General features: G+C 70.8%; 10 protein-coding genes. 5 read left to right on the top strand and 5 right to left on the bottom strand.

Annotated elements, in window-relative coordinates:
* Positions 1 to 21 precede the first annotated feature (21 nt).
* Positions 22 to 453, bottom strand: coding sequence for a PaaI family thioesterase (locus tag BM430_RS12950; RefSeq protein ID WP_093567676.1), 432 nt, complete (start codon positions 451 to 453; stop codon positions 22 to 24).
* Between the two features lie 87 nt (positions 454 to 540).
* On the opposite strand from BM430_RS12950, the gene BM430_RS12945 reads away from it, so the two are divergent.
* Complete coding sequence (locus BM430_RS12945; RefSeq protein WP_244539476.1) at positions 541 to 981, top strand: PaaI family thioesterase; 441 nt, start codon at positions 541 to 543, stop codon at positions 979 to 981.
* A gap of 144 nt (positions 982 to 1,125) precedes the next feature.
* Here BM430_RS12945 and BM430_RS12940 read toward each other — a convergent pair whose 3' ends face one another.
* Positions 1,126 to 1,491 (bottom strand): c-type cytochrome, encoded by a 366-nt coding sequence (locus BM430_RS12940; RefSeq protein WP_093567675.1) that lies wholly within the window; start codon positions 1,489 to 1,491, stop codon positions 1,126 to 1,128.
* Between the two features lie 267 nt (positions 1,492 to 1,758).
* On the opposite strand from BM430_RS12940, the gene BM430_RS12935 reads away from it, so the two are divergent.
* Together BM430_RS12935 and BM430_RS12930 are read left to right on the top strand one after the other, a co-directional pair.
* Positions 1,759 to 3,192 carry an FAD-linked oxidase C-terminal domain-containing protein gene (locus BM430_RS12935; protein ID WP_093567674.1) on the top strand — a complete coding sequence of 478 codons (1,434 nt, stop codon included), beginning with the start codon at positions 1,759 to 1,761 and terminating at the stop codon, positions 3,190 to 3,192.
* Positions 3,189 to 4,964: an SWIM zinc finger family protein gene (locus BM430_RS12930; protein WP_177303030.1), complete on the top strand. Its 1,776-nt coding sequence runs from the start codon at positions 3,189 to 3,191 to the stop codon at positions 4,962 to 4,964. The genes BM430_RS12935 and BM430_RS12930 overlap by 4 nt, the downstream gene beginning before the upstream one ends.
* A 4-nt stretch (positions 4,965 to 4,968) precedes the next feature.
* On the opposite strand, the gene rlmJ is transcribed toward BM430_RS12930, so the two are convergent.
* From rlmJ to BM430_RS12915, 3 genes are all read right to left on the bottom strand, one after another.
* On the bottom strand, positions 4,969 to 5,814 hold the full coding sequence (gene rlmJ, locus BM430_RS12925) for a 23S rRNA (adenine(2030)-N(6))-methyltransferase RlmJ (protein ID WP_093567672.1): 846 nt from the start codon (positions 5,812 to 5,814) through the stop codon (positions 4,969 to 4,971).
* A 265-nt stretch (positions 5,815 to 6,079) separates the two neighbouring features.
* Positions 6,080 to 6,745, bottom strand: coding sequence for a ribonuclease T2 family protein (locus BM430_RS12920; RefSeq protein ID WP_093567671.1), 666 nt, complete (start codon positions 6,743 to 6,745; stop codon positions 6,080 to 6,082).
* Entirely contained in the window at positions 6,745 to 7,218 is a 474-nt protein-coding gene (locus tag BM430_RS12915; protein WP_093567670.1) for a hypothetical protein, read from the bottom strand. Before BM430_RS12915 ends, BM430_RS12920 begins: the two co-directional genes overlap by 1 nt.
* Positions 7,219 to 7,495: 277 nt before the next feature.
* Between BM430_RS12915 and polA the strand changes: the two genes are divergently transcribed.
* Together polA and BM430_RS12905 are read left to right on the top strand one after the other, a co-directional pair.
* Complete coding sequence (polA, locus tag BM430_RS12910; RefSeq protein WP_093567669.1) at positions 7,496 to 10,555, top strand: DNA polymerase I; 3,060 nt, start codon at positions 7,496 to 7,498, stop codon at positions 10,553 to 10,555.
* A gap of 527 nt (positions 10,556 to 11,082) precedes the next feature.
* Positions 11,083 to 11,379 (top strand): helix-turn-helix domain-containing protein (locus BM430_RS12905; RefSeq protein ID WP_143132019.1); only part of this gene is annotated, 297 nt, incomplete at its 3' end.

The raw sequence follows: 11,379 nt of genomic DNA, 5'->3' as shown, positions 1-11,379 counted from the left end.
GCCGTACGCGGACCGGTCGCGTCAGGCCGGCCCGGCATCCGGCCGGCGGCGCAGGATCTTCCACACGCCGGTCGCAGCCCCGACGATGCGGCCGTCGCAGACCGCGTCGCCGCGCAGGAAAACCAGGCTCGCCGTGCGCTGCACCACCTGCGGCGTCATCGTGATCGTCTCGCCGATGCGCCCGGCCGAGACGAACTGCATCTCGAACTGCACCGTGACGCAGTTCGCGCCCCCGGCGGCCCGCATGGCGGCGAAACCCAGCGCCCGGTCGGCGAAGGTCATCATCATGCCGCCCTGCACCACGCCGATCAGGTTGGCGTGCTTGGGCTCGGCCCGGAACGCGAAGCTCACCGCCTCGCCCTCCTCGCGCAGCAGGACCGGGCCGACCAGGGAGAGGAAGCCCGGATCGTCGAAGGGGCGCCAGCCGGCCGGGTCGGAATCGGGGGAGGTCATGGGGCCTCGGAGGGTGAGAACGCTGGACAGCGCGGCCGCGGCCGTGCCTCAACACCTCTACAAGAAAAATCCCGCGGGAGGGGCTCTGTGACGGACCTGACACCGGACGCGCGCGTGCGCGCCAGCTTCGACAAGCAGGGCCTGATGCGCACCCTCGGGGCCACGCTCGAGGCGGTGGCCCCCGGCGCGGTCGAGATCGCGCTCGTGCCCGGGCCGGCGGTGTCGCAGCAGCACGGCTTCGTCCATGCGGGGGCGGTGAGCGCCATCGCCGACAGCGCGGCGGGCTACGCCGCCCTGACCCTGATGCCGCCCGGCGCCGGGGTGCTGACGGCGGAGTTCAAGATCAACCTGCTCGCGCCGGCGGCCGGCCGGCGCATCCTGGCACGCGGCCGGGTGGTCAAGGCCGGCCGCACCCTGACGCTCGCGCAGGCCGAGGTCTTTTCGGAGAGCGAGGGCGGCGAGAAGCTCGTCGCGCTCCTCACCGCCACCCTGATGGCCGTCCAGGGGCGCGAGGGCGTCGGCGATTGAGCACTCACCTCAGCGCAGCGTCCGCCGCGCCGAGAGCCACCGAAATAAAGGGCCCCGGCGGACGCCGCCGGGGCCTCGATCATTGGTTTTGCCGTATTTTCTGCGACGAACCGGTATCCACTTCGTCGGAAAATGCTCCGGCCCTTACTTCTTGGTCTCGAGATAGGCGATCAGGTCCGCGACCTTCTTGTCGTCGGTGATGCCGGCGAAGATCATCTTGGTGCCCGGCACCTTGGCCTTCGGGTTGTGGATGTAATCCCGGAACGTCGCCTCGTCCCAGGTCAGGCCGGAATTCTTCATCGCGGCCGAATAGTTGTAGCCCTCGTGGGTGCCGGCCTTGCGGCCGATGACGCCCGTGAGGTCCGGGCCGACGCCGTTCTTGCCGAAGGCGTGGCAGGCCTTGCAGGGCGCGAAGACCTTCTCGCCGGCGGCCGCGTCGCCCGCGCTCTGGGCTTGGGCGGCGAAGGGCAGGAGAGCCGCCAGGGCGGCACCGAGGATGAGCTGACGCATGAGGTTCCCTCCAAACGGACGTCGTTCGCGACCGGCCCAAGGGGATATGGCCCAGCCTGCAGATTGGTACAGTTAAAAACGCCGACGGTTCGCGCCGGGTCCCATGCGACGAAAAGAAGCTCTGCCGCGCTCGCGCGCAATCGGACCAAGGTGCGGGGGCGACCCCTGCCTGGGCGGGGTCCCTCGCCTGCGGTAGGATGGGGCACCAAGGACCGGCCCGACGGACACGGTCCCGGCCGATCCGAGAAGAATCCGAGAGGACACGCCATGACGATCGCCTTCCCGCCCCCGGATCCCGCGATCCTCGCCCGCCGCGACGCGATCGTGGAGGGCCTGCGCGGCCTCGTCGCGCCCGAGGCCCTGGTGACCAGCGAGGACGAGCGCCGCGCCTTCGAGACCGACGGGCTCACCGCCTACCGCAAGATGCCGCTCGCCGTGGTGCTGCCCTCGACGACTGCGGAGGTCTCGGCGGTCTTGCGCTACTGCCACGCGCAGGGCGTCAAGGTGGTGCCCCGCGGCGCCGGCACGTCGCTGGCCGGCGGCGCCATCGCGCAGGAGGACGCGGTGATCCTCGGCGTCGCCAAGATGACTCGGGTGCTCGAGGTCGACTTTTCCAACCGCACCGCCCGGGTCCAGGCCGGCATCACCAACCTCGCCATCAGCGCCGCGGTGGCCCACGAGGGCTTCTTCTACGCCCCCGACCCGTCGAGCCAGCTCGCCTGCACCATCGCGGGCAACATCGCGATGAACTCGGGCGGCGCCCACTGCCTCAAATACGGCGTCACCACCAACAACCTGATGGGCGTGACCCTGGTGATGATCGACGGCACGGTCGTCGAGATCGGCGGCGACCACCTCGATTCCGCCGGCTACGATCTTCTGGGCCTCGTCTGCGGCTCGGAGGGCCAGCTCGGCATCGTCACCGAGGCGACCGTGCGGATCCTGCGCGCCGCGGAGGGCGCGCGGCCGGCGCTGATGGGCTTCGGCACAGTCGAGGATGCGGGCGCCTGCACGGCGGCGATCATCGGCGCCGGCATCATCCCGGTGGCGATCGAGTACATGGACCGCGAGGCGATCGCGATCTGCGAGGCCTTCGCCCATGCCGGCTATCCTCTGGATGCCGAGGCGATGCTGATCATCGAGGTCGAGGGCTGCCAGGAGGAGTGCGACGCGATGCTCGCCCGCATCGTCGAGATCGCCAAGCCCTTCAACCCGACGAGCCTCAAGGTCTCGCAGTCGGAGGCCGAGAGCGCCGCGATCTGGAAGGGCCGCAAGTCGGCCTTCGGCGCGACGGGCCGCATCTCCGACTACATCTGCATGGACGGCACCATCCCGACCGGGCAATTGCCCCGCGTGCTGGAGCGCATCGGCGAGATCACGAAGTCCTACGGGCTTCGCTGCGCCAACGTCTTCCACGCCGGCGACGGCAACCTGCATCCGCTGATCCTGTTCGACATCAACACGCCCGGCGAGATGGAGAAGGCCGAGGCCGCCGGCGAGGCGATGCTGAAGCTCTGCGTCGAGGTCGGTGGCTGCCTCACCGGCGAGCACGGCGTCGGCATCGAGAAGCGCGACCTGATGACCGTCCAGTACAACCCGGAGGACCTGCACCAGCAGATGCGGGTGCGGGCGGTGTTCGACCCGGCCTGGCTGATGAACCCGGCCAAGGTGTTTCCGCTCGACGGGCGGATCGCGGCGTGACGGTCAGGCGGGTCGGCAAACGCGTCACCAAGGGGGAAGCGCCCGCCGCCCTGCCGGGCGAGGCGGCGATCAAGGCGCTCGCCGACCCGAAGATCGTCGAGCGTGGCCGCGAGGTGGCGCGCGCGGGCGCCGTCTCCGACCTCGTGCGCCGCGGCGACGTGCTCACCGCCGCGGTCGCGGGCAGCGAGGACGCGCCCTACCGGGTCACGATCCACCTGAAGGACGGTCGCGCGACCGACCTTCGCTGCACCTGCCCCTACGAGTGGGGCGACGTCTGCAAGCACGCCGTCGCGACCCTCATCGCCGCCGGCAAGCCGGGGGCGGTGGCCGAGCGCCCGACCCTGCGCCAGATCCTCGACGACCTGCCGCGCGAGTCCCTGGCGACCCTGCTCCTGCGCCGGGCCGAGGCCGACCCCGATCTCGCCGGCTGGATCGAGGTCGAGCTCGCCGTCGCCCCGGGCCGGGATGCCGTCGATCCGGCGCCGATCGCCGCGCAGGCCCGCACGCTGCTGGCCCACCGGGCGCGGAGCTACTGGGACGATTACGACTCCGCCGGTCCGTCCGACGAGTTGCAGACCCTCGTCGGGAAGGCGGTGCCGTTCCTGGAGGCCGGGGACGGGCGCAACGCCCTGCGCGTCCTCGTGGCGGTGGCCGAGCCCTTCATCGAGGAGTGGCTCGGCGAGATGGCCGAGACCGACGAGGACATGTACCTCCTGTTCGAGGATCTCGGGCGGATGATGGCCGAGGCGGTCCTGATCGGCGACCTCTCGGAGGACGAGCGCGACGACCTGTTCGAGACGGTCGAGGGCTGGCAGGCCGAACTGAGCGACTATGCGCCCGACGGCTTCTCCCGCGTCACCGCGGCGCTCGCCGCCGGCTGGGACGCGCCGGCGCTGCAGGCCGTGCTCGCCGGCAAAGCCGGAGCGTCCCTGCCGGAGACCGAGAAAGATCTCGTCGCCGTGCGCCTGCGGGCCCTCGCGGCCACGGGACGCAGCGAGGAATACCTGAACCTCGCCCGGGCCGCCGGGGACGATGCCGCCTATGCCGACATGCTGGTGCGGCTCGATCGGGTCGACGAGGCTGTCGCCTACGCGACCAGGCACGTCGCGGGGCCGGACCAGATTCTCACCCTCGCCCGGCGCCTGCGCGAGGCCGGGCATGCCGACCAGGCGCTCACCCTGGCGCGATCCGGCCTGCGCCGCGCCGACGAGGCGAGCGGATCGGCCGGAGCCCTGGCGCGGTGGCTGCGCGACGAAGCCGCCGCGCTCAAACGCCGGGACCTCGCCCTGGAGGGAGCCCGCGCCACCTTCGCGGAGAGCCGCGCCCTCGAAGACTACGTCGCCGCCCGGAAAGTCGCCGGCAAGGATTGGGAGCCGGTCCGCGACGACCTCCTGACGATCCTGGCCAAGTCCGATTTCGCCCACGACCGGATCGCGATCCTGCTCGAGGAGCGGCTGATCGGCGATGCGATGCGGGCGGCCGAGTTCAGCCGCGAGGATTACGTCGACGAGGACGTGCTGCACCGCCTGGCCGAGGCGGCTTTGGAGCGGGATCCCGCCTGGGTCGCCCGCTTCGCGGAGGAGCGGGCCCAACCGTTCCTGAACGGCGGCTCGTCGCGCCTCTACGAGAAGGGAGCCGCCTGGCTCGCCCATGCCCGGACGGCCTATCTGAAGCAGGGCAAGCGGGCGGAGTGGTCCGCGCGGATCGAGGCGCTGATCGCCGAGCACAAGCGGCGCCACGCGCTCAGGCCCCGTCTGGAGGCCCTGCGCTGACGCGTCAGGCCGGCGGCCCGAGCGGGGCGCAGCGGAAAGCACCGTAGCCGCCCTGCGCCAGGCGCTCGGCCAGAGCCGGCAGGACGATGTCGGCCTCCTCGCGCAGGGTCCAGGGCGGGTTGACGACGATGAGCCCGCTGCCGCTCAGGCGCATCGGGTCGGGCCGGTGGATCAGCAGGTCGAGGCGCAGGGCTGGGCGGGGGAGGGCGGCGTCGAGGGTGGCGGCGAGTCGGTCGACCGCGGCGGCGTCCTTGATCGGGTACCAGGCGAGGTAGGTGCCGGTCGCCCACTTGGTCACGGCCTTCAGGAGCTCTCGGCCGAGCCGCTCGATCTCGCCCGGCACCTCGTAGGGCGGGTCGATCAGCACGAGGCCGCGGCGCTCCTTCGGGGGGATCAGGGCGGGGAGCGCCGTCCAGCCGTCGAGGGCGAGCACCTTGGTGCGCGCATCCTGGTTGTAGCGGGCATGCAGCACCGCGCCGTCGGCCGGGTGCAGCTCGACGAATACCCCCTGGTCGCCGGGGCGCAGGAACTCGCGGATCAGCGCCGGCGAGCCGGGATAGATCGTCGCGCCGTGGCGCGCCCGCACCGCCGCGACCGCGGCGCGGTAGGGAGCGAGCAGCGTCTCGACCGCCTCGGGGAAGGGATCGTCGAGCCGGCCGATGCCGTCGTGCCACTCTCCGGTGCGCCCGGCCTCGTCGGCGGTGAGGTCGTAGAAGCCGAGGCCCGCATGGGTGTCGATCGCCCGGAACGGGGTCGCCTTGCGCTGGAGATGCGCCAGCACCCGGGTCAGCACCCAGTGCTTGAGCACGTCGGCGTGGTTGCCGGCGTGGAAGGCGTGGCGGTAATTCACGGATCCTGAGCCCTCGTCTCGCCGTCCCGTGATCGCAGCGTCCAGCATTCGATCGGTTCGCGACCCGGATATCGTACAGCACGACGTCATCCCGGGGCTCGGCGAAGCCGAGAACCCGGGATCCATAACCGCTGAGATATCAGAATAGCGCGACCAGCGTCCCGCATCATCCGGCATCGTCAGCGTTTATGGATCCCGGGTTCCGCTGTCGCGGCCCCGGGAAGACGCGGAGAATATTATAACCGTCGGGTCTGGCGACGTGCGCTCACCGCCCCGCCCCCACCGTCACCTCCCCGGCGCGGCAGTTCTGGCGGGCCACCTCCGGGCAGGCGGTGAAGCCGCGCAGGTCCTTGGTGAAGCAGATCCGCACCTCCTCGAGCCGGCCCGCCTTGCAGGTGACCGACATCATGTCCGGGCGCAGGCCCGGATTGGCGGCGACGAACTGGCGGGCGATGTCGATGGGTGCAGCACGCAGGTCGTCCGCCGGCTTCGCCAGGGCGGCCGGGATCGTCACCGCGTCGCGGGCCTTGGCGGTGGCACGGAAATAGGCCGCCGGATCGAGGCCCGAGCAGGTGCCGTGCTGGCGCCACTCGTGGCGGGCCAGGCCCTCGCTCGGGAAGACGCTCGCGGCCGCGTCCATCGCCGGGCGGCTCGGGCTGCGGGAGAAGGCACCGCACTCGCTCGGGAAGCCGCGGTCGTATTGCGGCCACAGGCCGTGCACCACGAAGCCCGGGTTGCGGCCCGCGTCGCATTGCCGGTCGTTGCGGCGCTCGCCGGTCAGCGCGCAGTAGGTCGGCGACCAGGACAGGGCCAGGACGTAGAAGTCGAACACCCCCGGCTCGCCGCCGCCGCCGCGCCCCTGCGCGGCGGCCGGGCCGGCGGCGACGGCCGCCGCGAGGGTCGCGAGGAGGGCGGTGGCGAGGCGCCGCATCACGGCCGGGCTTCGCGGCAGGACGAGGCCGAGGCGTAGGCGTAGGCGAGGTTGCGGTCGAGGCCGTGGACGCAGAACTCGACGCCGTAGGTCATCCCGATGATGCCGAGGCTCTCGCGCACCGAGTAGTCGACGCGCCGGCGCACCCCGTCCGAGGTGGTGGCGACCGCGGTGCAGAAGCGGCGGGGAATGAAGTCGACGCCCCAGGGCCGCCAGGCGGTGCGCTCGATGGTGTCGTAGGCGGCGATCGTCAGCGTCGAGTTCCAGAACTTCGCCTCCTTCTCGGCGAACTGGTAGGTGATCTTCTCCAGCACGCCGGCATCCTGGCAGCCCGGGATCTGGGCGTCGAACGGGAACTCGCGCTCCTCGGCCGGGGCGATCTCCTGGCGGGCCGAGCGGGCCTCTGCGGCGGACAGGCCGGCAGCGATGGCGAGCCCGGCGAGCAGGGCGGCGAGGAGGGGTGTGTTGCGCATGGGCCGGTCCTTGGGCCCGGGGCAGGCGCGGGCCCGCGGGCGGGCCCGCGACGCTCAAGCCTTCCGGGGGAATGACGGTTGCTCTCTCAAGCCTGACACCAAGCCTCCGCCCGCGCCAAGTCAAGCTTTTGGGCTGGGCCGGCGGCGCTTTCGCGGGCGCCTGGTGTGCTCAGGGCACACCCGTTCCCGGGGGAGCGCGCGTCGGCCGCGGTTTGCCTCGCCCCGGCGACGCACTAAGACGGGACTCACAAAGCCCGCCGAAAAGATGTCAGCCCGCATGAGCACCGAGACCGCCCCCGAGACGAAGCCCGTCGGCCCCGGCGATCAGGTGCTCCTGGTCGACGGCTCGTCGTTCATCTTCCGGGCCTATTTCCAGTCGATCAACCAGCCCGAACGCTACAATTTCCGCCCCTCCGACGGGCTGCCGACCGGGGCGGTGCGGCTGTTCTGCGCCAAGCTCGCGCAGTTCGTGCAGGAGGGGGCGGCCGGCATCGTGCCGACCCATCTCGCCATCGTGTTCGACAAGTCCGAGGGCTCGTTCCGGAAGGAGATCTTCCCGGACTACAAGGGCCACCGGCCCGACGCCCCCGACGACCTCAAGCGCCAGATGCCGCTGATGCGCGACGCGGTGCGGGCCTTCGGCCTGCACCCGATCGAATTGCAGCGCTACGAGGCCGACGACCTGATCGCCACCTACGCCCGGCAAGCCGAGGCGCGGGGCGCGGGCGTCATCATCGTCTCGTCCGACAAGGACCTGATGCAGCTCGTCGGCGACCTCGTGCGCTTCTACGACTTCGAATCGGGCCAGAAGGGCAAGCCGGGCTACCGGCCCGAGCGCAACCTCGACCGGGCCGCCATCCTGGAGCGCTGGGAGGGCCTGGGTCCGGAGCAGATCGGCGACGCGCTGGCGCTGATCGGCGACACCTCCGACAACGTGCCGGGCGTGCCGGGCATCGGGCTGAAGACCGCGGCGGCCCTCATCAAGGAGTTCGGCAGCCTGGAGGCGCTGCTGGAGAAGGCCGCGACGATCAAGCAGCCCAAGCGCCGCGAGACGCTACTCGCCAATATCGACCAGGCGCGGCTGTCGCGCCGGCTCGTCGCCCTCGACGAGCAGGTGCCGGTGCCGGTGCCCCTCGACGACCTCGGCCTGCCGAAGCCCGATCCGGAGCGGCTGGTCGGCTTCCTGAAGGCGATGGAGTTCAACACCCTGACGCGCCGCATCGCCCAGATGCTGCACGTCGACCCGGAAGCGGTGCGGCCCGACCCCTCCCTCTTGCCGGAGGGCGCCGATACCGGCTTCTCGAACGAGAAGGGCGGCAGCGACGTGACGCCGTTCTTCGGCGACGCGCCGGATGCCGCGCCCGAGACGAAGGCCGAGGTCGATCCCTTCGCCGATCTCGACCTGCCGGACGCTCCCCCGAAGCCCAAGGCGCCCGCCGAGGCGACGCCGACGACGCTGGTTGCGGCGCGCGCCGCGGAAGCGGTCAAGCCCTTCGACACCGCGTCGTACGAGACCATCACCACGGTCGAGAGCCTGGAGGCCTGGATCGCCGAGGCGGTCGAGGCCGGGGTGGTCGCGGTCGATACCGAGACCACGGCGCTCGACGCCAACACGGCCGACCTCGTCGGCGTCTCGCTCGCCACCGCGCCGGGCCGGGCCGCCTACATCCCCTTGAGCCATCGCGGCGGCGAGGACCTGTTCGGCGGCGGCCTGCTGCCGGGGCAGCTCTCCTGGGAGATCGTGCAGGCGCGCCTGAAGCCGCTCTTGGAAAATCCGGCGGTGCTCAAGGTCGGCCAGAACATCAAGTACGACTGGCTGGTGCTCGCCCGCCACGGCATCGAGGTCCGCCCCTTCGACGACACGATGCTGATCTCCTACGTGCTCGATGCCGGCAAGGGCTCGCACGGCATGGACGAACTGGCCCGCCGCCATCTCGGCCACCAGCCGATCACCTTCGCGGACGTCGCCGGGACCGGGCGCCAGAAGGTCACCTTCGACCGCGTCGCCCTCGACAAGGCGACGGCCTACGCGGCCGAAGACGCCGACGTCACCCTGCGCCTGTGGCGTCTGATGAAGCCGCGGCTGGCCGCCGAGCGCCGGGCCTCCGTCTACGAGACCCTGGAGCGGCCCCTGGTGCCGGTGCTGGCGCGGATGGAGCGCGAGGGCATCAAGGTCGACCGCCAGATGCTGAGCCGGCTCTCGGGCGACTTCGCCCAGTCGCTGGCGCGGCTCGAGGACGAGATCCAGGAGATGGCGGGGGAAAAGTTCTCCGTCTCGTCGCCGAAGCAGATCGGCGACATCCTGTTCGGCAAGATGGGCCTGCCCGGCGCCAAGAAGACGCTGTCCGGCCAGTGGGCGACGCCCGCGACGCTGCTCGAGGAGCTGGCCGGCCAGGGCCATGACCTGCCGCGCCGGATCCTCGAATGGCGCCAGCTGTCGAAGCTGAAATCGACCTATACCGACAGCCTGCAGGAGCATGCCGACCGGGGCACCGACCGGGTCCACACCTCCTTCGCGCTCGCCGCCACCACGACCGGGCGCCTGTCGTCGTCGGATCCGAACCTGCAGAACATCCCGGTCCGCACGGAGGAGGGGCGGCGCATCCGCCAGGCCTTCGTGGCCGATGCCGGCCACAAGCTGATCTCGGCCGATTACAGCCAGATCGAGCTGCGGCTGCTCGCCCACATCGCCGACATCCCGCAGCTGCGCCAGGCCTTCGAGGACGGCATCGACATCCATGCCGCCACCGCCTCGGCGATGTTCGGCGTGCCCCTCGACCAGATGAACCCGGATCTGCGGCGGCGCGCCAAGACCATCAATTTCGGCATCATCTACGGCATCTCGGCCTTCGGCCTCGCCGACCGGCTCGGCATCCCGCAGGGCGAGGCCTCGGCCTTCATCAAGCAGTATTTCGAGCGCTTCCCCGGCATCCGCGCCTATATCGACGACACCAAGAAGATCTGCCGCGACAAGGGCTACGTCACGACCCTGTTCGGCCGGGTCTGCCACTACCCGCAGATCCGCTCCAACAACCCGCAGGAGCGCGCCTCGGTGGAGCGCCAGGCGATCAACGCGCCGATCCAGGGCACGGCGGCCGACATCATCCGCCGGGCGATGGCCCGCATGGAGGGCGCGCTGTCGGAGGCGGGCCTCTCGACCCGGATGCTGCTCCAGGTCCACGACGAACTGGTATTCGAGGCGCCCGACGACGAGGTCGAGCGGGCGCTGCCGATCATCGCCCGGGTGATGGAGGAGGCGCCCCACCCGGCAGTGTCGTTGCGGGTGCCGCTCGCCGTCGAGGCCAAGGCGGCGGCGAACTGGCAGGAGGCGCATTGACGGGCCGACGCCGCGGCGCGCGCCAGCAGGCCAAGCCCGGGCTTGCAGGCAGACGTTTATCGTGAGGCTCTCCCTTTCCCGGATCTCCTTCCGCTGGCGCTGCAGTCGTCCGGGAAAGAGGGTGGTTCATGAGAGCTTGTTTGATCGGCCACCACAGAATCAACACCCTCCGCGTCATTCCGGGGCCGCGAAAGCGGAGCCCGGAATACAGAGCCGCGGATGGTTCAGCATTGGGCGGAGACCATTTCGCCTTCTTCTGAGTGCCTGTTTGAGTTGGCCGACTGCATTGAAACCCTCGATGTCATCCCGGGGCCGCGGAGCGGAACCCGGGATCCATAACCGCTGACGGCGCAGAACCGAGCTTGCACCGTCCCGCTTCATCCTGGAGCGTCAGCGGTTATGGATCCCGGGTTCTCGCTTGCAGCGAGCCCCGGGATGACGTTGAGAGATGTCGGCGTGGGTGTCGGAGCAACTAGTGTCCTGCGTCTGAAGTTTGTGGCAAAGTGTGGGTTTGTTGGGAGGCGCCGATGGCCTACCGTGTCCCCACCTCGCTTGACCTGAGCGCCGAGGAACGAGCTGAGCTTGAGAGCTGGGCCCGCCGCCGCAAGACAGCCCAGGGGCTCGCCCTGCGTGCCCGCATCGTGCTTCTGGCCTCCGATGGACGGAGCAACACCGCCATCGCGGCGGAACTGAGCACCGGCAAGCACACGGTCGGCAAGTGGCGCGAACGGTTTGCCCGCGAACGCACGGATGGCCTGCTGGATGAACCTCGCTCGGGAGCCCCGCGCCGGATCGGCGACGAGCAGGTCGCCGAGTTGATCGAG

Source organism: Methylobacterium sp. 174MFSha1.1 (genome assembly GCF_900116815.1).
Classification (GTDB): Bacteria; Pseudomonadota; Alphaproteobacteria; order Rhizobiales; family Beijerinckiaceae; genus Methylobacterium.
This window is presented reverse-complemented; position numbering and strand designations above follow the sequence as displayed.

What these genes read in the sequence shown, in the direction of transcription:
- BM430_RS12950 (WP_093567676.1), bottom strand. Translation starts at nt 453, where the DNA reads ATGACCTCCCCCGATTCCGACCCGGCCGGCTGGCGCCCCTTCGACGAT.
- BM430_RS12940 (WP_093567675.1), bottom strand. Translation starts at nt 1,491, where the DNA reads ATGCGTCAGCTCATCCTCGGTGCCGCCCTGGCGGCTCTCCTGCCCTTC.
- BM430_RS12935 (WP_093567674.1), top strand. Translation starts at nt 1,759, where the DNA reads ATGACGATCGCCTTCCCGCCCCCGGATCCCGCGATCCTCGCCCGCCGC.
- BM430_RS12920 (WP_093567671.1), bottom strand. Translation starts at nt 6,745, where the DNA reads ATGCGGCGCCTCGCCACCGCCCTCCTCGCGACCCTCGCGGCGGCCGTC.
- BM430_RS12915 (WP_093567670.1), bottom strand. Translation starts at nt 7,218, where the DNA reads ATGCGCAACACACCCCTCCTCGCCGCCCTGCTCGCCGGGCTCGCCATC.
- polA (WP_093567669.1), top strand. Translation starts at nt 7,496, where the DNA reads ATGAGCACCGAGACCGCCCCCGAGACGAAGCCCGTCGGCCCCGGCGAT.